23 protein-coding genes and 2 pseudogenes are annotated in these 25811 nt (G+C 68.4%); 20 read left to right on the top strand and 5 right to left on the bottom strand.

Annotated elements, in window-relative coordinates; translation table 11 throughout:
* Positions 1-21: 21 nt before the first annotated feature.
* Positions 22-1410, bottom strand: a complete 1389-nt coding sequence (locus tag SJY07_RS24890) for an ABC transporter substrate-binding protein (RefSeq protein ID WP_380161953.1) — start codon at positions 1408-1410, stop codon at positions 22-24.
* Positions 1411-1812: 402 nt separating this feature from the next.
* Between SJY07_RS24890 and SJY07_RS24885 the strand changes: the two genes are divergently transcribed.
* The 5 genes from SJY07_RS24885 (at position 1813) to SJY07_RS24865 (ending at position 9893) form a co-directional block, all read left to right on the top strand.
* Positions 1813-2925 (top strand): LacI family DNA-binding transcriptional regulator, encoded by a 1113-nt coding sequence (locus SJY07_RS24885; RefSeq protein WP_380161952.1) that lies wholly within the window; start codon positions 1813-1815, stop codon positions 2923-2925.
* 573 nt (positions 2926-3498) lie between these two features.
* Entirely contained in the window at positions 3499-4698 is a 1200-nt protein-coding gene (rhaI, locus tag SJY07_RS24880; RefSeq protein ID WP_380161951.1) for an L-rhamnose isomerase, read from the top strand.
* A gap of 241 nt (positions 4699-4939) precedes the next feature.
* A complete protein-coding gene (locus SJY07_RS24875; RefSeq protein ID WP_380161950.1) occupies positions 4940-6994 on the top strand; it encodes a bifunctional aldolase/short-chain dehydrogenase in 2055 nt (684 codons plus the stop codon).
* The gene (locus SJY07_RS24870) at positions 6991-8544 is read left to right on the top strand and encodes a rhamnulokinase family protein (protein ID WP_380161949.1); all 1554 of its coding nucleotides are present in this window, start codon (positions 6991-6993) and stop codon (positions 8542-8544) included. The genes SJY07_RS24875 and SJY07_RS24870 overlap by 4 nt, the downstream gene beginning before the upstream one ends.
* A gap of 113 nt (positions 8545-8657) precedes the next feature.
* A complete protein-coding gene (locus tag SJY07_RS24865) occupies positions 8658-9893 on the top strand; it encodes an alpha-hydroxy-acid oxidizing protein (protein ID WP_380162524.1) in 1236 nt (411 codons plus the stop codon).
* A 9-nt stretch (positions 9894-9902) separates the two neighbouring features.
* Here SJY07_RS24865 and SJY07_RS24860 read toward each other — a convergent pair.
* Positions 9903-10253 (bottom strand): annotated as a pseudogene (locus SJY07_RS24860) (transposase); the annotation flags it as partial.
* 1156 nt (positions 10254-11409) lie between these two features.
* On the opposite strand from SJY07_RS24860, the gene SJY07_RS24855 reads away from it, so the two are divergent.
* The 6 genes from SJY07_RS24855 (at position 11410) to SJY07_RS24830 (ending at position 15947) form a co-directional block, all read left to right on the top strand.
* A complete protein-coding gene (locus SJY07_RS24855) occupies positions 11410-12705 on the top strand; it encodes a glutathionylspermidine synthase family protein (RefSeq protein WP_380161948.1) in 1296 nt (431 codons plus the stop codon).
* 171 nt (positions 12706-12876) lie between these two features.
* Complete coding sequence (locus tag SJY07_RS24850; RefSeq protein ID WP_380161947.1) at positions 12877-13293, top strand: DUF350 domain-containing protein; 417 nt, start codon at positions 12877-12879, stop codon at positions 13291-13293.
* 297 nt (positions 13294-13590) lie between these two features.
* Entirely contained in the window at positions 13591-13923 is a 333-nt protein-coding gene (locus SJY07_RS24845; protein WP_380161946.1) for an Lsr2 family protein, read from the top strand.
* A 405-nt stretch (positions 13924-14328) separates the two neighbouring features.
* The gene (locus tag SJY07_RS24840; protein WP_380161945.1) at positions 14329-14862 is read left to right on the top strand and encodes a hypothetical protein; all 534 of its coding nucleotides are present in this window, start codon (positions 14329-14331) and stop codon (positions 14860-14862) included.
* A 191-nt stretch (positions 14863-15053) separates the two neighbouring features.
* Complete coding sequence (locus tag SJY07_RS24835) at positions 15054-15374, top strand: hypothetical protein (RefSeq protein WP_380161944.1); 321 nt, start codon at positions 15054-15056, stop codon at positions 15372-15374.
* A 222-nt stretch (positions 15375-15596) separates the two neighbouring features.
* Positions 15597-15947: an Lsr2 family protein gene (locus SJY07_RS24830; RefSeq protein ID WP_380161943.1), complete on the top strand. Its 351-nt coding sequence runs from the start codon at positions 15597-15599 to the stop codon at positions 15945-15947.
* Positions 15948-16025: 78 nt separating this feature from the next.
* Here SJY07_RS24830 and SJY07_RS24825 read toward each other — a convergent pair whose 3' ends face one another.
* The gene (locus SJY07_RS24825; RefSeq protein ID WP_380161942.1) at positions 16026-16256 is read right to left on the bottom strand and encodes a hypothetical protein; all 231 of its coding nucleotides are present in this window, start codon (positions 16254-16256) and stop codon (positions 16026-16028) included.
* Between the two features lie 245 nt (positions 16257-16501).
* Positions 16502-17107, bottom strand: a complete 606-nt coding sequence (locus SJY07_RS24820) for a PGRS-family protein (protein ID WP_380161941.1) — start codon at positions 17105-17107, stop codon at positions 16502-16504.
* A 124-nt stretch (positions 17108-17231) separates the two neighbouring features.
* Here SJY07_RS24820 and SJY07_RS24815 point away from each other — a divergent pair, with 124 nt between their 5' ends.
* Together SJY07_RS24815 and SJY07_RS24810 are read left to right on the top strand one after the other, a co-directional pair.
* Positions 17232-17549, top strand: a complete 318-nt coding sequence (locus SJY07_RS24815; RefSeq protein WP_380161940.1) for a hypothetical protein — start codon at positions 17232-17234, stop codon at positions 17547-17549.
* Positions 17546-17965, top strand: coding sequence for a hypothetical protein (locus SJY07_RS24810; protein ID WP_380161939.1), 420 nt, complete (start codon positions 17546-17548; stop codon positions 17963-17965). Before SJY07_RS24815 ends, SJY07_RS24810 begins: the two co-directional genes overlap by 4 nt.
* Positions 17966-18356: 391 nt before the next feature.
* On the opposite strand, the gene SJY07_RS24805 is transcribed toward SJY07_RS24810, so the two are convergent.
* A complete protein-coding gene (locus SJY07_RS24805) occupies positions 18357-19151 on the bottom strand; it encodes a hypothetical protein (protein WP_380161938.1) in 795 nt (264 codons plus the stop codon).
* 160 nt (positions 19152-19311) lie between these two features.
* On the opposite strand from SJY07_RS24805, the pseudogene SJY07_RS24800 reads away from it, so the two are divergent.
* The 7 genes and pseudogenes from SJY07_RS24800 to SJY07_RS24770 all read left to right on the top strand — a co-directional run.
* Positions 19312-19634: pseudogene (locus SJY07_RS24800) on the top strand (SOS response-associated peptidase); the annotation flags it as partial.
* Positions 19635-19712: 78 nt separating this feature from the next.
* A complete protein-coding gene (locus SJY07_RS24795; protein ID WP_380161937.1) occupies positions 19713-21077 on the top strand; it encodes a mycothione reductase in 1365 nt (454 codons plus the stop codon).
* A 46-nt stretch (positions 21078-21123) separates the two neighbouring features.
* Positions 21124-21729 carry an SOS response-associated peptidase family protein gene (locus tag SJY07_RS24790; protein ID WP_380161936.1) on the top strand — a complete coding sequence of 202 codons (606 nt, stop codon included), beginning with the start codon at positions 21124-21126 and terminating at the stop codon, positions 21727-21729.
* A gap of 723 nt (positions 21730-22452) precedes the next feature.
* Complete coding sequence (locus tag SJY07_RS24785) at positions 22453-23304, top strand: DUF1524 domain-containing protein (protein WP_380161935.1); 852 nt, start codon at positions 22453-22455, stop codon at positions 23302-23304.
* Positions 23305-23357: 53 nt separating this feature from the next.
* A complete protein-coding gene (locus SJY07_RS24780) occupies positions 23358-24104 on the top strand; it encodes a potassium channel family protein (RefSeq protein WP_380161934.1) in 747 nt (248 codons plus the stop codon).
* Positions 24105-24354: 250 nt separating this feature from the next.
* Positions 24355-24504 carry a hypothetical protein gene (locus SJY07_RS24775; protein WP_380161933.1) on the top strand — a complete coding sequence of 50 codons (150 nt, stop codon included), beginning with the start codon at positions 24355-24357 and terminating at the stop codon, positions 24502-24504.
* An 86-nt stretch (positions 24505-24590) separates the two neighbouring features.
* Complete coding sequence (locus SJY07_RS24770) at positions 24591-25715, top strand: tyrosine-type recombinase/integrase (protein WP_380161932.1); 1125 nt, start codon at positions 24591-24593, stop codon at positions 25713-25715.
* Positions 25716-25811 lie beyond the last annotated feature (96 nt).

Raw genomic sequence — 25811 nt, 5'->3', positions numbered from 1 at the left:
CCGGTGGTGTGTGGATCGGGGTCAGACCTTTTTGAAGTCGATCAGGTTCGGGTGCAGGGCGGAGAAGTCGGTGACCTTCGGCACGGCCACCTTTTTGCTGGTGGCGTAGAAGCCGTCGGGGTAGACCATGGGAACGAACCACGCCTGCTCGCTGATGTAGCGGTTGACGTCTTGCTGCGCAGCCTTCTGCTGCTCCTCATCCCCGACGAGGATCTCCTGCCACAATCCATCGATGGTCGCGTCCGGCTGGTGGGAGACGTTCCACAACCCGTCGGTGAGGCAGTAGTCCTGGATGTCGACCAGGGAGTCGCCGTAGTTGCCGAGCTGCCAGAACGGCACCGGATAGGTACCGCTGAGCAGGTTGGTGATGGCGTCGGGGCCGGACAGGGGGACCTGCTCGACGCGGATGTTGATCTGCGCCAGCTGCTGGGTGACGTAAGGCATGAGCTTCTCGTGGTTCTGCCCGCTCATGGTGGGAATCTGCAGGTCGAACCCGTCGGCGAAGCCGGCCTTGGCCATGAGGGCCTTGGCAGCGTTCACGTCGAAGGGGTAGGGGTTGTCGATCTCTTCGAGGTAGGCGTCGGTGCCCTTGCGGAAGATCTGGTAAGCGGGTTCGCCGTGTCCGAGGTAGAGGTTCTTGGCCATGGCGTCGCGGTCGAAGACCATGTTCATGGCTTGGCGGACCTCGACGCTTCCCAGCGCGGGGATCTTCTGGCCGAGGTGGTCGGTGATGAGCAGGCGGGTGGTGACGCCCTTCAGGCCGATCACGTTCAGGCTGGAGGCCTTGGCCTCGTCGTAGGAGGACTGCGGGATGAGGCAGCCGTCGATCTGTCCGGTCTTGAGCGCGTTCATCCCGGCGGTGTCGCTGTCGAAGACCTTGCAGACAAGGGTGTCGAAGGGGAACGATGCCGCGTCCCAGTACCCCTCGCGGCGGGTGAAGGTGTAGACGGAGCCTTGCGTGCTGTTGGCGGCGTCGAGCTGGTAAGGCCCGGAGCCGACGGGGGCGGAGTCCAGGTCGCCGGAGGCGAGGTACTTGGGACTGGCGAGGCGGATCTCCCCCATGCGCATGGCGATGAGGGGGTTGGGTGCGGGCCAGGTGATCGTCATCGTCTGAGCGTCGGCGATGTCGGAGGTCAGGCCTTCGAAACGGGAGTTGACGGTTCCCACGTACTCCAGGGAGGCCTTGAGGGCGGCGGTGTCGACGGGGGTGCCGTCGGTGAAGGTCTGGCCCGTGCGCAGGTGGACCGTCACCGAGGTGTTGTCCTCGGAGAACTCCCACGACTCTGCCGCGGCGGGGCTGAGCTCGGCGTTCTCATCACGGCGTACCAGCGATTCGTAGACCGCGTCGCCGTACCAGCCCTGGTAGGTGGGGATGATCCCGACGTCCCAGCCGGTGATGTCCGCGGTCATGCCCAGAGTGAGGGTAGTGCCGGAGGCACCAGCCCCGGAGTCGTCAGAGCTGCCTCCGCTGCAGGCCGCGAGGCCTGCTGTGGCAGCTGCAGCGGAGCCGGCCATCAAGAGGGTCCTGCGTCGCATGGTTACTCCTTTGTAAGAGTGACGCGCCTGGAAGCGCTGGCAGAGCGCCATGGGTCCGTCGAAGAGAGCGACTTCGCCCTCTGCGTGCAACGTTCTACAGCGAGACCATAAGCAGCGCGAGCCTCGCGGTCAAGCAAGTCGGCGGATTCGAGACAGGCGGCGGCTGGAGAGCACCGACTCGAGACACTCGTGGCGCACAGTGGGATGTAGATCGTTGCCCATAGGCAGCCGTTGATCTGTCCGTTACGCTCGTCCTTCACACGAAAGAGGTGACCTGTGCGCAAGAGCGGCCTTCCCCCGACGGCGGGAGACGAGCAGGGCCCCGCACGCCGGGCCACGATCCAGGACGTCGCCGCCGCTGCCGGGGTGTCGATCTCAGCGGTGTCGAAGGTGGTCCGTGACGCCTATGGCGTCAGCCCACAGATGCGTGAGCGGGTCACCGCGGCCATCGAGCAACTGGGCTACCGCCCCAATGCCGGGGCCCGGGCTATGCGTGGGCGCTCCTACACCATCGGCGTGGTCCTGGTGGAGCTGACCAGCCCCTTCCAGCCGGAGGTGGCCCAAGGGGTGAGCGACGAGCTCGAAGCCGGCCCCTTTCAGGAGATCATCGTCACCGCTGGCTCCGCAGCGAAGCATGCGAAGACGCGCATCCAGGCGCTGCTGGACCGCCAGGTCGACGGCTTGGTAGTGGTTGCCCCCTGGATCGAGGTCGACTGGATCGAGGACCTGGCCCAGCGCCTGCCCGTCGTCACCGTCGCGCTGCACGGACCGGCCCGCCACTTCGACACCGTCGTCGACGACGAGCACCTCGGTGCCGGGTTGATGGTCGACCACCTCGTCGGCCTGGGCCACCGCCGTATTGCCCACACCAGCATGCCGGCCGGTGTGACCCGCCGTCCCTTCGCGCTCTCCCACACCGCCCGCGCGGACGGCTACCGCCAGGCGATGCGCCGGCATGGACTCGAACCCGAGATCATCACCACCCAGTACAGCGAAGACGGCGGCTACGAGGCCGCCGCGAAACTCCTCGCCCAGCCTGAGCCCCCCACGGCGATCTTCGCCGGGGCTGACATCGCCGCCCTCGGGGTCATGCGTGCCGCCGAAGAGCGCGGGTTGCGCATCCCCGATGACTTGACGGTCGCTGGCTACGACAACATCCACATCTCCACGATCAACCGTGTCTCTTTGACCACGGTCGACCAGTCCGGCCATCTCACCGGATCGGTCAGCGCCCGCCTGCTCCTCGAGCGCATCGCAGGACGCACTCAACCGGTGCGCTACGTCGTTTCCCCGTCGTTGGTGGCCAGAGCGACCAGTGGTCCCCCGCCCTCCGCCACCGTCCCCGCCAGTCGGCACTCCACAGCCCAGACGAAATCAATTGTGGTCTGAGACAGACACCCGCAGAACAGACACCAGCAAGACACGCACCAGCAAAACGAGTACCCACCAGCACTATCAGCGGTGGGTACTCGTGGGCGGGACAGGGTCTGCCTATCGGGTGCGTCACACGCACCTCACAGCTGGGCATGCAACAGCGGGAACCTGCACCAGAGCCCAAGACTGCGGCGAGATGATTTCAACACCAGTGTCGGGCTCGCCTCGTGCCAGCATCTGCCTGGGGCGCCACCCACGAACCCTGCCTGGATGTCTTTCTGCTTGCGCTGCAGCGTTCTGAGCGCGGGCGGGCCAACACCTCACTTTTGTCCTTGGGTTCACGACCGAGGTGGAACCGGGACCCGTGGTCGCAAACCTCTGACTGAAGTCACGGTCCGGAGGACAGTTCGCGTTGCGCTGGGGTTCCACCACCAACAACCTCCTCCTACTGCTGCTGCTGCTGCTGCTGCGATCAAGCTGAGCAGCTCGATGACTGAACCCCTCGACATGCGAGCATCGCGCGAACTGTTTGTGAAACGTGTCAATCTTGTCGTAGTCTCTCAGGACACCTCACACTGGAGTTTCCTCATGACCATCTCTGAGCAGACCCAGGAGCGCGCTCTCGCCGCCCTGCGCGAGCAGACGATCGAACTCCCCAGCTGGGCGTTCGGGAACTCCGGCACCCGCTTCAAGGTGTTCGGCACCCCCGGAACCCCCCGCGACCCCTTCGAGAAGCTCAGCGACGCCGCCCAGGTGCACCGCTACACGGGCGTCGCCCCCCGCGTCTCCCTGCACATCCCCTGGGACCTCGTCGACGACTACGGCAAGCTCGCCGCCCACGCCGCCGACCTCGGCGTCACCATCGGCATGATCAACTCCAACCTCTTCCAGGACGACGAGTACAAGCTCGGCTCCCTGACCCACACCGACGCGAAGGTGCGCGCCAAGGCCGTCGCCCACCACGCGCAGTGCATCGACGTCATGCGCGCCACCGGGTCCAAGGAACTCAAGCTGTGGCTCCCGGACGGCACCAACTACCCCGGCCAGGACGACCTGCGGGACCGCCAGGACCGCCTCGCGGAGTCCCTGCAGCAGATCTACGCCCTCCTCGACGAGGACCACCGCCTCGTGCTGGAGTACAAGTTCTTCGAACCCGCCTTCTACTCCACCGACGTCCCCGACTGGGGGACCTCGCTGCTGCACTGCCTCGCACTCGGCGAGAGGGCCAAGGTCGTCCTGGACACCGGGCACCACGCCCCCGGCACCAACATCGAGTTCATCGTCGTCCAGCTGCTGCGTCAGGGCCGCCTGGGCGCGTTCGACTTCAACTCCCGCTTCTACGCCGACGACGACCTCATGGCCGGCGCCGCGGACCCGTTCCAGCTGTTCCGGATCATGTACGAGATCGTCCGCTCCGACGCCCTGCGCCCTGACCCTGCCTGGGATCCCGCTGGTACGGGCGTGAACTTCATGCTCGACCAGTGCCACAACGTCGAGGACAAGATCCCCGGCCAGATCCGTTCCGTCACCAACGTCCAGCAGGCCACCGCCAAGGCCCTGCTCGTCGACCGCGACGCACTGCGCGCCGCCCAGCAGGCCGGCGACGTCCTCGGCGCCAACGACGTGTTCATGGACGCGTACCACACCGACGTCCGCCCCCTCCTCGCCGGACTGCGCGAGGAGATAGGCCTGGACCCGGACCCGATGGCCGCGTTCAAGGCCTCGGGCTACCTCGCACGGATCGCCGCCGAACGCGTCGGGGGCCAGCAGGCTGGATGGGGTGCTTAACCCACCCGCCTGACCCCTCAGGCCCTACCGCCAAGTCAGCACCCCAGCTCCACCCTGTACCCACGGCTTCCGTCGCCCCATTACCGGGCAGGGACGGCGGAAGCCGTGATCGTCATATGTACGTCCTGGCCACCTGTGTCCTGGCCACCTGTGTCCTGGCCACCTGTGTCCTGGCCACCCCGCACCCTCGCCACCCCGCGCTTTCGCTTGCCGCAGCCCTCGATCAAGGACGTGACCAGCCATGTCGAACGACGCCATCGACACCGTCTCAGCGCTCATCGCACGCTCGAACGCCCTGGGGGCCGACCCCCGGTTCACCAACTACGCCGGCGGGAACACCTCCGCCAAGGGCAGCGCCACCGACCCCGTCACCGGCACCGACGTGCAACTGCTGTGGGTGAAGGGCTCCGGCGGTGACCTCGGAACGCTCACCGAGCAGGGCCTCACCGTCCTGCGCCTGGACCGCGTCCGCGCCCTGAAGGACGTCTACCCCGGACTCGAGCGCGAGGACGAGATGGTCGCCGCGTTCGACTACTGCCTGCACGGCAAGGGCGGCGCCGCCCCCTCCATCGACACCGCGATGCACGCCCTGGTCGACGCCGCCCACGTCGACCACCTCCACCCCGACGCCGGCATCGCCCTGGCCTGCGCCACCGACGGGGAGAAGCTCACCGAACAGGTCTACGGCGACAAGGTCGTCTGGGTCCCGTGGCGCCGTCCGGGGTTCCAGCTCGGCCTCGACATCGCCACGATCAAGGACGCCAACCCCCAGGCCGTGGGCACGATCCTCGGCGGGCACGGCATCACCGCCTGGGGCGACACCTCCGCGCAGGCCGAGGCGAACTCCCGCTGGATCATCGAGACCGCTGAGACGTTCCTCGCCGCGAACTCGCGGGCGGAACCTTTTGGGCCGGTCCTGGACGGCTACGGCCCCCTGCCCGAGGCCGAGCGCCGGGCTCGCGCCGCGGCCCTGGCCCCCGTGATTCGCGGGATCGCCTCCCGCGACAAGCCTCAGGTCGGTCACTTCAGTGACGCCGACGTGGTCCTGGACTTCCTCTCCCGCACCGAGCACCCCCGCCTCGCCGCGCTCGGCACGTCCTGCCCGGACCACTTCCTGCGCACCAAGGTGAAACCCCTCCTCCTCGACCTGCCCCCGACCGCCGACCTCGAGACCACGATCACGCGGTTGCAGGAACTCCACGAGGACTACCGGGCCGACTACCAGGCCTACTACGACCGCCACGCCCGCCCGGACTCCCCCGCGATCCGCGGCGCGGACCCCCTCATCGTCCTCGTCCCGGGCGTGGGGATGTTCTCCTACGGCAAGGACGCCCAGACCGCCCGCGTCGCCGGCGAGTTCTACATCAACGCCATCAACGTCATGCGCGGCGCCGAAGGCGTCTCCAGCTACGTCCCCATCGACGAGGCGGAGAAGTTCCGCATCGAGTACTGGGCCCTGGAGGAGGCCAAGCTCCAGCGGATGCCGAGGCCGAAACCCCTGGCCACCCGGATCGCCCTGGTCACCGGTGCCGCCTCCGGCATCGGCAAGGCCATCGCCACCCGCCTGGCCGCCGAGGGCGCCTGCGTCGTCGTCGCCGACCTGGACCTGGCGAAGGCCCAGGCCGCCGCCGCCGAGATCGCGGGCTCCATGGGGACCGATGTCGCCGTGGGGGTCGCCGCCGACGTCTCCAACCCCGAGGCGGTACGCGCCGCGATCGATCAGGCCGTCCTCGCCTTCGGCGGACTCGACCTCGTCGTCAACAACGCCGGCCTCTCCATCTCCAAACCCCTGCTGGAGACCACGGAGAAGGACTGGGACCTGCAGCACGACGTCATGGCCAAGGGCTCCTTCCTCGTCTCCCAGGCCGCGGCCCGCGTGCTGATCGCCCAGGGCCTGGGCGGGGACATCGTCTACATCTCCTCCAAGAACTCCGTCTTCGCCGGTCCCAACAACATCGCTTACTCCGCAGTGAAGGCGGATCAGGCCCACCAGGTCCGCCTGCTGGCCGCCGAGCTCGGCGAGCACGGGGTCAAGGTCAACGGCATCAACCCCGACGGCGTCGTCCGCGGTTCCGGGATCTTCGCCGGCGGCTGGGGCGCGAAGCGCGCCGCGGTCTACGGGGTGCCGGAGGAGGAGCTCGGCGCCTACTACGCCCAGCGGACCCTGCTCAAGCGGGAGGTCCTGCCCGAGCACGTCGCCAACGCCGTCTTCGTCCTCACCGGCGGGGAGCTGTCCCACACCACCGGGCTGCACGTCCCCGTCGACGCCGGCGTCGCCGCCGCCTTCCTGCGATGAGCACCGACGCAGGGACCGCGAAGGGGCCAGGCCCAGCTGAGGCGCCGAAGTCAACAGCTCCCCAAGAAGTGGCCTCTCGGAAGGTAGCGGCCTCCAGCGCCCCGGCGCAGGACGTGTTCGCAGCGGTTGACCTCGGCGCTACCAGCGGACGCGTGATCCTCGGTCACCTCAGCGACCACGCCGAGGGCGTCAGGTTGGCGACGCGTCACGTCGCCCGCTTCGGCAACGGTCCGGTGCGCACCCGCGATGGTCTGCACTGGAACATCCTGGAGCTCTACCGGCAGATCCTGCTGGGCCTGGCCGCGGCGGAGCGGCTCACCCCCGGCCAGATCGCCAGCGTCGGGGTCGACTCCTGGGCGGTGGACTACGCCCTACTGGCCCGTGAGCGGCTCCTGGGGGTTCCTTTCCACTACCGCGACACTCGCACCGAGGCCGGAGTCACCGCCGTCCACGCCAAGATCAGCCCGGGCGAGCTGTATCAGCACAACGGGCTGCAGCACCTGTCCTTCAACACGATCTTCCAGCTCGCCACCGAGGGCGCACTGCTGGAGGTCGCCGACCGCTTCCTCCTCATCCCCGACCTCATCAACTTCTGGCTGACCGGGGTGGCGGTGGCGGAGCGCACCAACGCCTCCACCACCGGCCTGCTGGGCGCCGGCAGCCGAGACTGGAACATCTCCCTGGCCCGCACCCTCGGTATCCGTCCCCACCTGCTACCACCCCTAGTCGATCCCGGCGCCCGGCTAGGCCGGCTCACCCCTGACGTTGCCGACACCGTGGGCCAGACCCTGGACGTCGTCGCGGTGGGCTCGCACGACACCGCCTCCGCCGTGGTCGCCGTCCCCGCCACCGGTGAGGACTTCGCCTACATCTCCTGCGGCACGTGGGGCCTGGTCGGCCTCGAGCTGAAGGATCCAGTCCTCACCGAGGATGCCCGCCGCGCCGGCTTCACCAACGAAGGCGGGGTGGACGGGCGCACCCGTTTCCTGCACAACGTCATGGGCCTGTGGCTGCTGAGCGAGTCGCAGCGACACTGGGACCCCGCCTCCACCGACGCCCAACGCTCCAGCCGACTGTCCGACCTGCTGGACGAAGCCGGTCGAGTGCAGCAACCCGTCGGGATCTTCGACGTCGACGACCCGGCCTTCCTGTCCCCGGGTGACATCCCCACCCGCATCCGCAACTGGTGCCGCGCCCACGGCCAGCCCGTCCCGCAGACCCCGGCGGAAACCGTACGCAGCATCGTGGAAAGCCTCGCCGCGGCCTTCGCCACCGCCGTCGCCGACGCCGCCCGCCTGGCCGACCACGACGTCTCGGTCATCCACCTCGTCGGGGGCGGGTCGCTGAACACCCTGCTGTGCCAGCTCACCGCCGACGCCAGCGGGCTGCCGGTGCTAGCCGGACCGGTCGAGGCCACGGCGATGGGCAACCTACTTATCCAAGCCCGCGCCGCGGGCCAACTCGATCCCGATCTGGAGGACCTGCGCACCGTCGCCCGGCGCTCCTCCGTCATCACCCGCTACGAACCGCGATCCAGGAAGAGCTCATGACCCAGCCCGTGATCCCCTCCCCCCAGTCCCAAGCCCCCACCCCGGCGGCCTCCACGACCGCCTCATCAGTCCCCACCATCACCCCGACCATCACCCCGGCCAGGACGCACCGGGTGAAACGTCAGGTCCCCAACGCCCGCGAGATCCTGGAACTGGTGCAGTTCAAGAAGCCGGAACTCGACGGCCGCAAGCGCCGCCTCGAGTCCGCGCTCACCATCGAGGACCTGCGTCACATCGCCAAGCGCCGGACCCCCCGCGCCGCCTTCGACTACACCGACGGTTCCGCCGAGGGCGAGATCTCCCTCGCCCGCGCCCGCCAGGCGTTCTCCGACGTGGAGTTCCACCCCTCGATCCTGCACGACGTCTCCAGGGTCGACACCTCCACCACGATCTTCGGCGGCCCCTCGGCCCTGCCCTTCGGCATCGCCCCCACCGGCTTCACCCGTCTCATGCAGACCGAGGGCGAGACCGCCGGAGCCGGCGCCGCCGGGGCGGCCGGCATCCCCTTCACCCTCTCCACCCTGGGCACCACCTCCATCGAGCACGTGAAGGCGGCCAACCCCACGGGCCGCAACTGGTTCCAGCTCTACGTCATGCGCCAGCGCGAGATCTCCTACGGCCTCGTCGAACGCGCCGCGAAAGCCGGTTTCGACACCCTCATGTTCACCGTCGACACCCCCATCGCCGGAGCCCGCCTGCGCGACAAGCGCAACGGCTTCTCCATCCCGCCCCAGCTCACCGCCTCCACCATCCTCGACACCATGACCCGGCCCTGGTGGTGGTTCGACTTCCTCACCACCACCAAGCTCGAGTTCGCCTCCCTCACCGAGACCGGCGGCACCGTGGGGGAACTCCTCGACTACGCGATGGACCCCTCCATCGACTACGGCGACCTCGAGACCATCCGGGCCATGTGGCCCGGGAAGCTCGTCATCAAGGGCGTCCAGAACGTCGCGGACGCGAAGAAGCTCGTCGACCTCGGCGTGGACGGGATCATCCTGTCCAACCACGGAGGCCGCCAGCTCGACCGCGCCCCCATCCCCTTCCACCTCCTGCCCGAGGTGGTCCGCGAGGTCGGCCACCACACCGAGGTCGTCATCGACACCGGCATCATGAACGGAGCCGACGTCGTCGCCTCCCTCGCGATGGGCGCGAAGTTCACCCTCGTCGGGCGCGCCTACCTCTACGGCCTCATGGCCGGCGGACGTCAGGGCGTCGACCGCGCGATCCAGATCCTCACCGAGCAGGTCGTGCGGACGATGAAGCTGCTTGAAGTCTCTTCCCTGGAAGAGTTGACCCCCGCCCACGTCACCCAGTTGGAGCGGTTGGCGCCACGCGCGCGCCCTTAACAGCTCGTTCTACTGTGACGCCGAGGGTTTCCGGGAGTAGTTCAGGCTGCACGTCAACTGCAGCAACCCCAGGTGCAGGTCAGCATGGACTTTGTAGTGGATGCGCAGCCACTGGAATTGATGCAACCAAACGAAGATGCGTTCCACGACCCAGCGGGTACGACCCAGTCCTGAGCCGTGAACAACACCGTGTTGGGCGATACGCGAGGCGATGCCGCGCCCGCGCAGGGCGCGGCAGTACACGTCATAGTCGTATCCGCACCCGGTGGTGCCGGCTGACCCCTGCAACCATTCACCGCGGGCCCCTTCCCCTGGCCCTCTCCCTCCTCTCCCTTCCCTTCGTCGGCCGAGGAACGGTGGCGAGAACGAGAGGTCAGGTGACGATCACCTCACGCTCGCGGTCCCAGCTCCACGTCACATCCCCCACCACGGCGTGGACCACGCACAACCCCTCATGACCCCACGGACGGGGACACTGGACCCGGAACCCGTCCACACCGGCCCCGGTCTCCTCACTCAGCCAAGCCGCTTGCGTCCGGGCGGCAGTGGAGCCGTTCACCCCGCCGCGTTGGATGCTCGACTCCGGGAGAGCGTCGAAGGCGTTCAAGGTCCGCAGCGCACCCACGAGACCCGCGGTAGCGCTACCGGGCACGTCAGCGACCCAGCGGGTGGCACCGCACCCGGCGCCGCACCCGGCGTCGCTCCCAGCACCGACAGCTGTCTCGAGGAGGAGAACCGGATGACGGTCGGGAGCCAGATGGGTCGCCGTCACCGTCGTCCCCGCCGACCAGCCCCCGCGTGCTGAGCGCACGACCTCCTCGAAGGAACTCGCGGAGTCCAGGACCCGCCCGTGACGCAGCTTCACGTAGAAGCAGGGGTAGTCCTCGAAGCCGGCGACGTCAGCGGTCGAGGGGGCAGGCGGCCCCGCCGCAGCGATCCGTCGCTGCTGGCGGTTGTCTTGTTCTTGGAGCGGGTCCCAGCGACGCACGAGGCCAGGATGACCCACCTCAGCCGGAGGCAGGCGTCCACCCCAGGCATCCGGGTCTGCTGCACTGATCGGTGACAGGTGGAGCCGTGGTGGTCGGTAGCGTGATCGTCGATCATGGGGGTGGACGGGTTGAAGGAGCACGGCTTGTCACGACAGTGGCGGTCTCGAGTGCTGAGCGTGTCGGTCTCCGGAGTGCTGGCCGCCACATCGCTGGCCGCGTGCAGCTCAGGCGACGACGCGAAGGACTACCACGGGGTGTGTGTGGATGAGAGCACCCGCCAACGCGTCGATGATGACCGCTGCGACGAGAGCGGCACCCGCGTCGGCGGTGTCGGTGGTGTCGGCGGTCTGGGATGGCTCTACTACGGGACAGGGACTCGCGCCCCCGCAATCGGTGAACGGGTCAGCGGCGGCACCGCCACTCCTCCGCAAGGGTCAGCACTCACCCGCGGCGGAGTGCCCGGCGACGGAGCCAGCATCAGCCGCGGCGGCTTCGGTGGCGGCAGCGACACCAGCGTGGGGGGCTAGATGCGCCGCGAGACGTCCCCGGCGCGGGCCGGGTGGCGCGCCACCGTGGAAGCCCAGGGGTTGGCTTACGCCGTGGCCCGCGACGACGACCACGACGACGACAGCCACGACGACGGCGACCGCGGCGACGGAGGTAGCGGCGACGGAGGTAGCGAACGGCTGTACTGGGACGAGTCGGCCGCCTACGTGCTGGACACCCAGGAGGCCGGCGAACTGGAGCGGGTCAGCGAGGAACTGCACGAGATGTCGCTGACCGCGGCACGTCGGGTCCTCACCGATGACCGCTTGTGGGCGAGTCTGGGGCTGCCCGCCCACGCACGCCCGACGTTGCGCCGATCCCTGGACGCCGCGCCCGACGCCGGCCCTGCCGGCGGCTCGCTCTACGGCAGGTTGGACCTGGCCTTCGACGGCAGTGGTCCCCCGCTGCTGCTGGAGTACAACGCCGACACCCCCACCGCGCTGGTGGAGGCTTCGGTGGTGCAGTGGTACTGGCTGGAGGACCTGCACCCAGACTGCGACCAGGTGAACACCTTGCACGAGCGGCTGGTGGCGGCCTGGCAGCAGATGCTGCCGGAGCACGCCGGCGGCCTGGTCCACCTGGCCGCCGGGCAGAGCGAACCCACCGAGGACTGGGTCACTGTCGCCTACCTGCGTGACACCGTGCGCGAGGCCGGGTTCATCGACGTCGGCCTGCGGATGGAGGAGCTGGGCTGGTGGCAGGAGGGCGGGCGCTTCGTCGACCTGCAGAACCGGCCCGTCGACGTCTGCTACCGCCTCTACCCCTGGGACTGGATGTTCGCCGAACGCTTCGGCCCCCTGCTGGACCATCCTTCGGCCGCGGTGCGGTGGGTGGAACCACCGTGGAAGGTGCTGCTGGCGTCGAAGACCCTGCTGGTGGCCCTGTGGGAGGAGTTCGAAGGTCACCCGAACCTGCTGCCGGCGTGGTTGGAGGAACCTCGTCCGGGCAGCGCGGAGGCGCGCCGGGGGTATGTGTCCAAACCCGTCCACGGGTGGGAAGGAGCGGGTGTCCGCATCAGCGCGCCGGGGATCGATGTCCGTAGCGACCCCGCCCACACCGCTGGTCAGACCCTGGTGCACCAGGCGTTCACCGAACTGCCCGATCTTCAGGGCAACTACCCGGTGATCGGTAGCTGGCTGATCGCCGGTGAGTCCGCCGGGTTGGGGTTTCGCGAGTCGACGTCACTGATCACCGACACCGCTGCCCGCTTCGTCCCGCACCGCCTGGATGCGCCCCGCTCCACCCCGGAGCAGGTCCAGACCTGGCTGTCCGGTTGATCCACTGCCCCACCGCTCCACCGCTCCGGCTTCGGCTGAACCGCGACCCGCGACCCGCGACCCGCGACCCGCGACCCGCGACCCGATCTGAGCCGGCTGTCTGAGCGGCTGCGCAACCCCTCACCCGAACCGCCACCCAAACCATCGCCCAACCGTCGTCAAGGAGAAGAAGTGCTCGCTAGCTTGGGACACGCCACCGTCTATTCGCTGGTGGGGATGGCGCTGCTCGCCGTGGGATTCATCGTCCTGGACCTGCTCACTCCAGGGAAGCTGACCGAGCAGATCTGGGTGCACCGCTCCGCCAACGCCGCTGTCGTCGTCGCGTGCGGGTTTTTGGGGCTCGGTCTGGTGGTGTTCACCGCCATCTGGACGAACGGGGAAGCGAGCTTAGGCTCGGCGCTCGGTTGGACGGTGGCGTTCGGTCTGCTGGGGGTGTTCTTGCAGGCTTTGGCCGGTGCCGTACTGGAACTGTTGACCCCTGGACGGATGCGCGACGTGCTCGTCGAGCGGGACCTGCACCCTGCCAGTGTGGTGCTGGGAGCTGCGCAGCTGGCCGTGTCCCTCGTGGTCGTCGCCTCCATCTGGTGAAGGAAGACGATTAGGGAACCTGTCGTCGTGACCACCGGCTGTTCACACCGAGGCCGTGAACGGTCGATCCCGGTGCTGCTCAGGTACCAGCTCAAACACGGCCAAGGAACCTAACTGCTTACCGACTTCGACACTCGGCGCTCTCCTAAGAATTTCAGCAGATTTCGCGGGGGAATTCACGGTACTGCCGAAGAGAACATCACGTCGCAACATCGGCTGAGTACGGGTCGAAATAGTCGAACCCGACCTTACTGACGTTCGCATTCAGATCATTGGATATCTGCCATCATTTGATCCATGGCCAAGCGAACCACCACGCACGTGATCGATGATGTCGACGGTGCCAGTCCCGCGACCGAACGCATCGTCTTCGCCCTCGAGGGCGCCGGCTACGAGATCGACCTCAGTGCCGATCACGCCCACCAACTGCGCGCCGATCTCGACGTGTTCATCCAGCACGCCCGCCGCACCGGGAAGCAGACCATCGGACATCGCGACAACTACAAGCGCACCACTCTCACCCCTGATCACCGCATCATCCGTGCCTGGGCTCTGGACAACGGCCACCCCGTCCCTGGCACCGGCCGCATCAGCCCGGCCGTCCTGCGCGCCTACGAAGACGCCCACTGACCCCCACAGCGGCCCAGTCCTAGCGGGCCTCCGCCTGCGAGCGCCGAGGGTCGAGGGTTGACGGTCTAGGGGTTTGACGGCCCGGGGGCTGGAAGCGTGAAGCTGGCCGACCCGGGAGAGGAGGTGATGGTGACGAGCGGCCGGGCCTGTGGTCGCTACCTCGATCGATGGGCGTGATCGATGACCTGATCACTACGGGCGGACTTCGTCAGCGACGACACAATCGAGCACCTCAGACCGAAACCCATGAGCTCAGGCATTGGCCCCGCCCCCATAGCCCGTGCTCTCAGGGCCGTCGTGTGGCAGGCTCAGTCGACAGCAAAGGCGACAGCTCGCCGACCCCACCGGGTTCAACCCCAGGCCGGGGACACGTAGCTGGTACCGGGAGCAGGCAGGAGTCACGACGTGCCCCGCATCATCATCCGCGGCAGCCGCATCGATGCACGTCGCGCCACCACCGTTGGCCTGGCCTCCTTCGCCACCCTCAGCCTTGTACCGCTGCTCGCCCACGCCAAGCCCAGCGAACGCGTCGTCCTACTCCTGGCTGCGGTCCCCGCCGCCGCGTTCTTCGGCTACCTCGCCGGCTACGCCGCCGGATCGGCCACCCATCTCGAAGCTGCTGCACTACAGACTGCGCAGGTCACAGACCGGCAACTGAGTGTTGCTCAGCTCCAGGCTGCTCAGCCGTCTGCACCGGTCATCAGCATCGTCAGCGAATCCGTCCCCCACCCCGGGACCGGCTCCCCCGTAGGCAGCGGCCACCTCGCCGCTCTCGCCCGACCCCCCGCGAGTCGGCAACACGACGGACTCCACCTGGTGCCCACCCCCAGCCGTGGAACCTCCGCCACTCCTGAGGCTGCCGCAGAGGCTCCTTCGAGTGGACTCAGCGGGCGAGATCCGCGCCTCACCCTCATCGTCACCCAGCACCCCACCAGCTGACACTTCGGCTCAAGGCCAGACGGCACCTGAGCCGGCTCGATCACTGACCGCAGTAGACGCATCACCAGCCCGCCTCAGCGAAGACGCCACGTCCGGCAGGGCACCCAGGGCCCGCAAGCGCGAATCACGCCACTCGCGCGCCCCCACATTTCACCCCGCCCCCTTGGACTCCCTGCACCGGAGGACCCGCCATGACCCAGGCCAGCCACCAGCCCGCGAGCGCCGGTCACACAAACGGAGTCACTGCCCTACCCAACGCCACACCGGATGGTGAGGACCTCGCCACCCGCGCCGCCCGAACCCGCCAGACCAACGCCCACCGCGCCACCTACGCCGCCGAAGTACTGCACCGCCACGGCCAAATCAGCCATAGCGATGCCGACGACATGCAGCAAGCTCTCGTCGAGCTCCTCACCGACCTGCATCACCTCTGCGACGCCTGCGACCTCGACCTTGCTCCCCTGTTCGAAGCCGCTGGCCTCATCCACACCCGCGAGACCCAAGCCGCCTGACCAGACCCACACTTCGCGGCGGCACTCGGCACCCGGCACTACGACGTGTCTGGCCCCTCCTTCGGTTAACTCGCTGATGTTCACACCACCGTGGGTAACCCAGGGGTGGGGCACGTCATGAAGTCGACCAAAGCTGGGGCAGACCCGTCGGATCGCGTAGGACCTCATCGACCGGTGGAGCGGCGCAGCTGAGCGCTGCCTCACCCATGGGACGATGACGCCATGGCACAGAAGCACGTTGTTGAGCTGACAGACGACCTCGACGGTTCCTCAGCGACCGAGACGATCACCTTCTCGATCGACGGTGCGACCTACGAGATCGACCTCAACGACGAGAACGCCACACGCTTCCGCAACAGCCTGGACGCCTTCGTCGACAACGCCCGCACGATCAACGGACCCCGACGTCCGGCCGCGAAGCGGGCAGCCACCAAGACGGCCGCCAAGACGGCCAGCGCCTCCACCGACGCCCACGAGGCACGCTCCTGGCTCCGCGAGCACGGCCACGAGGTCTCCGACCGCGGCCGCATCAAGAACGACCTGATCGCCCTGTTCCAGGAAGCCAACGGCTGAAACCGGCCCCACCCTTGACCTACGAGGCCCGCCGGATCCCCTTCCTGGCGGGCCTCGCTGCGTCTACTCCAACCGCAGCTACTCGAATCGCAGCGCGCGAGCCGCGTCGAGGAACTCCAGCACGACGTCGGGGATGACGTGGGCAGGACCCTGCTCGGTGTCCACTGCGGTGACGGTGACGCCGGCCATCTGCAGATCCAGCGCCATGTCGTTGGGGAGCAGGTCCGTTCCCTCAAGACGCAGTGCCCGTTCACGCGTGGCGTCGTCTGCGTCGAACCACCAGCTCTCGGTGGCCTCTTGCTGTGTCACGTGTTTGCCCTCCATGGCACTCGTTGCTGTTGCAACTAGCCAGTAAGGCAGATGGATAAGCGACACGTGGCGGAGTCACGACAATGGCCCCCCAAAGGGGGCCACCTGGGAACTCTTGGGTGATCCATTGGACGCAACGAGTCACTCAGTTCTTCTAGAAGTCTCGCCAGCTGGAGTTACCCTCAAGCTGACGTGCATAGTCCTCGAAGAACTGACCAGCTCCAGGTGCAGTGGAGTCCCGCAGCTCACCCGGCGAACGCCGCGGCGTACGTTACGTCCACACTCGGCGGCAACTGACCACTGACGCGCAGCAAGACATTGCCGCGCACGTGGTGATACTCACTGCCCAGCAACGTGTTGCCCTTCTGCACGGTGGCGATGTAGTCCGCACGGACCTGAGCATCAGCCTGGGTCGGCCACACCTCCAGGACAGCGCCCAGGTCGATGCCGCCGGTGCCGCCAGGGTCGCTGGCGCGGGAGTCGGTGAGGCTGGCCGCGCCGGTGTAGCCGTTGGGCCGCCCCAGCAGGTCATTGGGATCGGTGGTCTCGTCATAGATGAGCGCGTCGGTGATCTCGGGAACGCCAGCGCGCAACCGCTGCACGAGATCGGGCAGTCGATCGGCAGCGACGACGTCACCGCCGGCACTGGCTGAGCTACTGCCGCCGCTGGAGACCGTCGCTGAGGGGGCCACTGACCCGTTCGCTGCACTCGTCGAGACGGTCGGTACAGGTCCCGCCGGCGAGGTCGAGCTCGCCTCGGGCCCGTCGCTGGCTCCACCACTGCAGCCAGCGAGCGCCGTCATCACCGCGATAGCGCCAGTCAAGTGCAGGAAGGTCGATGCGTGCTTCACGCGCGCAGCATGCCCGCTCCGTTCTCCCACCCAGTCGTCCGACCCAGGCGCCGGTCGCTGTGGGGCCTGGACCGCCCGGGTGGTCTCGGTCAAGACCCGACGGCTATCGACCGACAGGACGATCATGCGGTTCGCGGACATGGGCAAGGCCACCTTGCGCGGCGGGCGGGCCTACTCCGCCGGCGAGGTCGCTCTCCTGGCCGCCCACATCGATCTCACCGAGGCCAAACTGCGTGAGGTCTCGCAGTGGATGGCCCAGGTGGAGTGGGACCGGGCACGGCTGCGCTCCGCGCTCGCGCGGACCGCGGTGGCCGCGATGAGCGCCGGCCCTGGACCTGCTGGTGGGCACGACGTCCTGCACGGCCTGGTGGATCGCTCCAGCACTGTGCGCAGCGAGGTGCTGACCGCCGCCCGTGAGCATGCCGCGGCTTACCCGCGATGAGCAGCGACCTGCATCTCGAGCCCGCACCGGAGAGCAGCGACCTCCACGAGGACCTCGACGGGCCGCCCGGCGAGGTGCCGCTCGAGCACGTGCGACTGCTGCCTACTGACCCCCGTGACATGGTCCCCTCCGCGGTGCGCTGGGCCCGCACGGTCCACGCCTCGATCCGCACCATCCCCCGAGCGCGGCTGCCGCTGCCGTCGCGCACCTCGCTGCAGGCGGTGGTGTGGGTGCTCGCCGCGGCCGCCGACTACGACAACCACATCCCACCCGATCACACCGCCGCCGTCCTCGCCCGCGAAGCCGGTGTCGGGGACCGGGTCTGGCAGAAGCGCACCGCATGGCTGCGGGAGCGGAGCTGGCTCCTCCACGGTCCCAGTGGGCCCAGCGACGGCTGGCAGCTGAGCGCACCGTGACCCCACCCCAGAGCAAGCTGCAGCCTCAAACGGCACTGCAGCCTCGACCACCAAGCCAGGTCCACCAGCCACACCGCTCGCAAGCGCAGCGTCACGCCGACACCGCCGCAACTGCGACCCGACGCACCGCGCCGTGGAGTCCGGCCGAAGACGAGGAACTCGCAGCCTGCGTCAACGCCGACGACCTCGAAGCGTTCGCACTGCGCTGGTCACGGACCTTCCGCGCGGTAGAGCAACGCCGTCGACGTCCCCGCCCAACCCCCAGCGCCGGGATCCCCACCGGCACCGGCTGGATCTAGGACCTTGCCGAAGTCCACCCCGTAGGGCCGATCTCCGGGAGCGGTACTGGTGCACGCAAGGAAGTCAACGCGCTGAGGTCAGTGCGCTGAGGTCAGTGCGGGTACGTCTTCGCACCCCCGTCCGCAGCGGTCGTCCCATCACAGCTCGCCTCACCCGGCGCAACGGTGATCGCCGGCGGGATCCACACCTCCACCTCACCACCGGGCAGACGCCGCCCGAGCAGGCAGTCACTCGTGGGACCCGGAGCCAGGAGACCGACACCGATGGTGCCGTTGACGGTCTTGACGTCGAGGAACACCTCCGGCGGCAGGGTGTTGCCCACCGCCTCCGCGACGTCGGTACCGTCGTCGAAGCGGGTGAGAGCGTCGTTCAGCGTGGCGGCCTCCACCTCGCCCAGGTCGATCGTCGGCGGTGACGTCGGTGGAGGGGCCAGCGGTTGCTTCGGTTTCCCGTCGGCGTCGATGTCGTCGTCGTCGCAGGACGTTCCGGCTTCACGCGTGGTGCCGTAGTAGCTGCGCAGCACGAACGTGTAGCAGCGATGCACCGTCGTCTCCGGCCAGGACTTCCCACCGATGGCGCCGTCGTGGGCGGGTACGTGCCCCGTGATCCGGACATCGATGAGCGCGGGCTCATCGGAGTTGACCTTCCCGGAGGCGCTGAGCAGTTCCACGTTCTCGCGTCCCACGACCTCCGCGCCGGCCACGTCGCGGGCGTCGACGCCGTAGTTGCGTACCCCACGACCCAGGTCACGTTCGAGCTGATCGGCGATGTCGTCAGCCGCATCACGCGCCTCACCTCTCCCGACCCGCTCCGGTGAGGCACACGCCGTCAGCGCCGGCCCCGCAAGCACCAGCACCGAGAGCAGGGCCAAGACGCGACGGTTCACACCGGCCATGATCGCAGGAGCGACGCCAGCGGGTCCTGCGCAACCGCGCCGCCCGGGTGACCTGGGTGGCGGATCGTGAACAGTACCGACCCCCTGGGTCGCGGCTCTCTTCCCGGCCGGCAAGCAGGCGGGCCCTGCAGATCTGGGACAGACTTCTCCTGTGTGTGGTCGCTACGCCCGAGCCCGACCCGAGACCGAACTCGTCGACGTCTTCGGGGTCCGCGATGTCGTCGGTGAGGCCCTGCCGGCCTCTTACAACATCGCCCCCACCCAGGACGCCCGGGTCATCCTCGAACGGAGCCACGAGAAGACCCCGAAGGTGAAGCGACGCGCCAGCTGCGGACTCTTCGCTGGGGTTTGGTCCCCTCCTGGGCCAAGGACCTCAAGATCGGCTCCCGGATGATCAACGCCCGGATCGAGACCGTCACGGAGAAGCCTGCCTTCAAGCGGGCAGCGGCCAAACGCAGGCTACTGGTGCCCGCTTATCTGGTACCCGTCTGAGCTTGTCACTGATGGACCCATGAGGTTCCCACCGGGGCGGGGCCAGGCATGATGATCGGCGTGCCTCACTTCGACCTCGTCATCATCGGCTCGGGTTCCGGCAACAGCATCGTGGACGAGAGGTTCGCCGACCTGAGCGTCGCGATCGTCGAGAAGGGCGTCTTCGGCGGTACCTGCCTCAACGTCGGCTGCATCCCGACGAAGATGTTCGTGCTGCCGGCCGACCTGGCCACGAGCCCGGCCGAGGCCGCGCGGCTCGGCGTCGACCTGGAGTTCAAGGGCGTGGACTGGCCGGCCGTCCGGGACCGGATCTTCGGCCGGATCGACCCCATCTCCGCCGGCGGCGAGCAGTGGCGGGCCGGCAACGACAACGTCACCCTCTACCGGACCCAGGTGCGCTTCACCGGGCCGAAGGAGCTCCTGACCGCCCAGGGCGAGACCCTGACCGCCGACCGGATCGTCATCGCCGCCGGCAGCCGCGCGGTCGTCCCGCCCATCGAGGGGATCGACGCGGTCACGGTCCACACCTCCGACACCGTCATGCGGCTCGACCGGCTGCCGGAGACGATGATCGTCGTCGGTGGCGGGTACATCGCGGCGGAGTTCGCCCACGTCTTCGCCGCCTACGGCACGGCCGTCACGGTGCTGCTGCGCTCGGACGCCATGCTGCGCAACGAGGACGGCGAGGTCTCGCGACGATTCACCGAGCGCATGGCGCAGCGGGTCGACCTGCGCCGCGCGGTCCAGGTGAGCCGGGTCGAACCGCTGCCGGGGGACCGGGTGCGGGCCGTCCTCGACGACGGGACCGTGCTGGAGGCCGACGTGCTGCTGGTGGCGGCCGGCCGGACCCCGAACTCCGACCTGCTCGACCTCGGCACCGCGGGCATCGGGTGCGAGGAGGACGGCCGGATCGAGGTGGACGCCTTCCAGCGCACCACGGTCGAGGGGGTCTTCGCCCTCGGGGACGTCAGTTCCCCCTTCCAGCTCAAGCACGTCGCCAACCACGAGGCGAAGGTGGTGCAGCACAACCTGCTGCACCCGCAGGAGATGATCGAGACCTCGCACCGGTTCGTCCCGCACGCGGTGTTCTCCGACCCGCAGGTCGCCTCGGTGGGGCTGACCGAGGAGCAGGCCCGCGAGATGGGCCTGCCCTACGTCAGCGCCGTCCAGGAGTACGGATCGGTCGCCTACGGGTGGGCGTTGGAGGACCAGCACCACTTCGCCAAACTGCTGGCCGACCCGCAGTCGGGCCGTCTGCTGGGGGCGCACGTCATGGGGCCGCAGGCCTCCTCGCTGCTGCAGCCTCTGATCCAGGCGATGGCGTTCGGCCTAGACGCGCGGACGATGGCCCGGGGGCAGTACTGGATCCACCCGGCCCTGCCGGAGGTCGTCGAGAACGCCCTGCTGGCCCTGCCCTTGAGTTGATCGCGGTGCCCGGTGGGTCCGGGGTCCCCCTGTAGGGTTTCCCGTCGTGGACCTGGGGCTCGCGGGACGTGTGGCGCTGGTGGTGGGTGAAACCGGCCTGATCGGTTCCGCCGTCGTGGAACGGTTGCGCGCCGAAGGGGCCACCGTCGTCGCGGCGTCCCGGCGCACGACCGACGGGTTGGTCCTGGACGGCAGCGACGAGAACTCGGTGCGGGCCGGGGTTTCCGCGGTGCTGGCCGAGCACGGCCGGCTGGACGCGTTGGTGGTCACGGCCGCCCCGTCGGCGCGCACGCTCGACCCGGCCAGGAACTCCGACCCCGCCCAGGTCCTGGCCGCCGTCGAGGCCTTCGCCGGACTCTACGAACTGTGGCCGGACCCGGCCAAGGACGAGAACGACCCCGACCGCTGGCTGTGGACGTTCACCATCCTGGCCACCCAAGCCACCGACGCCCTCGGCCACATCCACGAGCGCACCCCGGTCCTCGTCCCGCCCGACATGCGAGACGACTGGCTGGACCCCCAGCTGACCGACCTGGATCTGGTCCGCCAGGTTCTGGATGCTTTGCCGGAGCCGACGTTGAGCACCCGAGAGGTTTCCCCCGCGGTCAACTCTCCTCGCAATGACTCCCCGGACCTCATCGCTGCTGTCTGACGATCCAGCCCGCAGGAAGTGGAGGTCGACTAGGTCGCCCAGGTCGGACGCGTCAGGTCGGCGATCCGGGCTCGCCGTCTCGTACCGGTTACGTCCCACCGGGCTGGCCGTATGAGGGTTTTCCCCCGGCGGTCACGTCGAGGTGGCCTGCTCTCACGAGCGCCGGCATCGTCGTGTGCGACCCATCAGTCGCCGACGGACTGGTGCGGGTGCGCTGCAGCTGCACTGCGGCGGAGGGCTCGCAACGGGACGGCAGCAGGGTGGCGGCAACACCCGTGCAATGTCAGGGCGACGCCAATGCGACGCCGCGGCGACACCGAGTACCCGCGTCCGTCGAGTGGGTCCTGTCAGAGTGGACGGGTGGCGACAGGGGCGCAGACGGGGACGAGACGACGGCGGAGCAGGTGCCGCCTGATCGGGTTGGCTGCAGCCAGTGTTGTCGTAGCAACCGTGCTCACTGGCTGCACCCCAAGCACCTCATCGACCACGACAGCCAGCCCAGACGTCCCCTCGACGGTCAGCGCTGCACCGAGCGCACCCGCCCCCACCACCTCCTCTGCAGCGCCAACCGAGGCGACCGCGAGCGCCGGGGGTGCGGCTGGCGGGGGTGCGGCTGGCGGGGGTGCGGCTGGCGGGGGTGCGGCTGGCGAGGGTGCGGCTGGCGAGGGTGGCGGTGGTGCGAGAGCTGCGGCGGGTGGTGCACAGGGTCAGACGGCGGTGGCGGTGCTGGCGACGTTGGAGGTGAAGGGCCGGGCAGCGAAGACCGGTTACAGCCGTGAGCAGTTCGGCGACGGCTGGGTCGACACCGACCACAACGGCTGCGACTCCCGCAACGACGTCCTCGCCCGTGACCTCACCGGCGAGACGTTCAAGGCCGGCACCCGCGACTGCGTCGTCGCCACCGGCAACCTGGCCGATCCTTACAGCGGCAAAGCGATCGCCTTCACCCGTGGGCAGGACACCTCCTCCGCGGTGCAGATCGACCACGTCGTCGCGCTCTCCGACGCCTGGCAGAAGGGCGCCCAGCAGTGGGACGCAGCCAAGCGCGTCGCGTTCGCCAACGACGGTCTCGAGCTGCTGGCGGTGGACGGGCCGTTGAACGGGCAGAAGAGCGACGGTGACGCCGCGACCTGGCTGCCTCCGAACAAGGCGTATCGCTGCGCCTACGTCGCCCGCCAAGTCAGGCTGAAGGCCACGTGGGGGTTGTGGGTGACCGCCGCGGAGCGCGACGCCATCGCCGGGGTCCTTGCGTCATGCCCCGATGAGGTCCTGCCCATCGACCCGGCCGCGAGCGCCAGCAGTGGCGGCAGTGCCGGTGCCGGTACAGCGGTCAGTCAGTCCGCGGCGCCTGCTCCCCCGGCTCCCGCTCCTGTCCCGCCGGCTGCGAGCTCCGCTGCTCCAGACCCGGCGCCGGTACCCGCGCCCACGCAGGCAGCCGCGGACGCCGGCACCGATCCCGATATGGGCACCTGCAAGGCCGCGAAGGCCGCCGGCTACGGCCCCTACATCGAAGGTCAGGACCCCGAGTACGCCTACTACCGAGACGCCGATCACGACGGCCAGGTGTGCGAGTGAGTCCCACCTCCAGCCGGGCCGGTGACCGCTCTGGCCCTGACTCTGACGCTGACGTGGTCGGCGCCCGACGCGCCCATCAACCTCGACTGCGCTCGCTCACCCTCAGCGTCGCCGCACTGGCCTGGCTCCTCGCCTACGCCCTACCCATCCTCAACCCCGACCTCAACCCTGCCGCGCGCACCACCTGCACGCTCGTCTCCGCCGCCGTGTGGGCGCTGTTCGCCCTGGACTACGCCTGGCGGTTGCTCCATTCCCAACACCGACTGCACTTCATCTGGACCCACCCCCTGGACTTGGCCTTGCTGGCCCTGCCCGCCCTGCGTCCCTTGCGCCTGCTGCGACTCATCACCGTCCTGCAGGTCCTCAACCGCACCGGTGGCACCTCCCTGCGGGGGCGGGTCAGCATCTACGTCGCTACCGCCACCGCCCTCGTCGGCTTCTGCGCAGCCCTCGCCGTGCTCGACGCCGAACGCGGCGCACCAGAGGCCACCATCACCACGTTTCCCGACGCCTGCTGGTGGGTCCTGACCACCATCACCACCGTCGGCTACGGCGATCGCTACCCCGTCACCGGCACCGGACGCCTGGTCGCGGTCGGACTCATGCTCGCGGGGATCGCCCTGCTCGGGGTGGTCACCGCCTCCCTGGCGTCCTGGCTGATCGAACGCGTCAGTGAGGAGCAGGAACAGAGCACCGCCGCGACCCGCGCCGACGTCAACGCGCTCACCCTCGAGGTGCGCCAGCTACGTGCGGAGTTGCAGGCACAAGGCGAGAAAACTGACACCCCACCCAGCCAGTAACTACTGCTCAACGCGTCGATGAGAAGACTTAACGGGTACCGCCCAGCCCTGTCCTGCTCCCCTTCAGCCTGACCTGCTGCTGCGCAGGTACGACGATCCACGCCGACACCGCTGCACTCACGATGAGAGATGACCACGACGCACTAGCGCCCCTCATCGCGAGAAGGACCAGAGGCACTGCCGTCCCGAGCGCACACCGCCAAAGACGCCGCCGGCGCTCACTGTCGTAGGGGCGTGTGAAGCTGCACGGGTGATGTGGGAACTCGCGCACCGGACAGCCGACGCCGACGAAGCAACGATGGTGCTCATCGAAGCCGACACCAGCGCCGCCGCCATCGAGCAAGTCAGGACACAGATCCCGACCGATCTTATCTGCGGCGCCTTATTGGGTGTTGCTTAGCGGTACAGACGGTCCCATAGGGCCAGCCATCTAATGGTGTGTCGCAAACAGTAGTAATCGCAGGGTTGCACCCCTACGTTGCCTGCATGTATCCGCTGATCTACGCCGCTCGGTACGAGCCGGATCCGGGCCGGACGGGATGGCTGCTAGTTCACCGCGATCAGTCCGGGATGCGGCGGGTGGCAGAGGTCAGCGACTGGTTGAAGGTCACGGCTGTCTCGACATCGTCGCCGAACACACTGAAGTCCCAGGCCGAAGCACTGGCCCTGTGGTGGCGTTGGTGTGTTGAGTCGAAGGTAGACCCGCTGCGCACAGATGCCGTGCGCTTCGCGGGGTTCGTGTCAGCGCTGCAGAGCGTTCCCAAGGGCTTGCCGTTGACGAGTCCAATCCGTGGGCTGCCGGGTGACCCGCGACTGCGTCAGCCCACGACCGTCAGCCAGCGGGTTGTCCACATCAAGGCGTTCTACCGCTGGGCGATGGCCAACGGGCAAATCTCGGCCGTAACCGGGCGGGCGGTCACCGGGTTCAAGACACCCCGCGCTCCAAAGACTATGCGCGCCAGCCGACTGCATCCGCAGCAGGTCAAGGTGCTGCTGGCCGCGCCCTTATCGCCGCGAAACCGCTTGGCGGTCGCGCTCCTATACGACGCCGGACTGCGCGAAGGCGAAGCCTTGGGCCTCAGGATCGAGGACTGGTGCGTGAACCGTGATGTAGCAGCCGTCTTTGGTTGCCGGGTCAGCGGAGGGCCACACCTACATGTGCGGCGCAGACTCAACAGCAACGGGGCGATCGCCAAGTCCTACTACGAGCGGATCGTTCCCATCTCTCCCCGTCTGACAGCGGCCCACCGGGACTGGCAAGCCTGGGCATTCGACCACATCCCGCACAGCGTGGAGTGCCCGTATCTGCTGATCTCCTTGGCCGGTCCGACCCGAGGCCGCGAGTGGTCGATCAGCGGCTTCATCAGCATGTGGCAGGACAAGGTGAAGACCCTCCCCGGCCTGGAAAGGGCAACACCGCATCTACTGCGACACACCTGGGCCTCGGAGCTGATTGATGCTGGGGTGCCCTCGTTCACTGTCCAGGAGCTCCTGGGGCATCGCTCACCGTCCAGTACGGAGGTCTACACCCACGCCCTGAGCGAGACCCTCACTGCGGCCGTTGCTGAGCTGAGCAGCTGGCGGCAACGTGTGCTGGGAGTCACCAGATGAGCACTGCCTCCGTCTCACCGCGAGCTGCGCGCCAGCTGGCTCTGGCGTCCGCGGATCAGATGCCGCCGCCGGTCGTTGTCCTCGGCTTGGGGATCG

Source organism: Kineococcus sp. R86509 (assembly GCF_042466365.1).
GTDB lineage: Bacteria > Actinomycetota > Actinomycetes > Actinomycetales > Kineococcaceae > Kineococcus.
The sequence above is the reverse complement of the archived record's forward strand: the minus strand, read 5'-3'. Positions and strand labels throughout refer to the sequence as shown.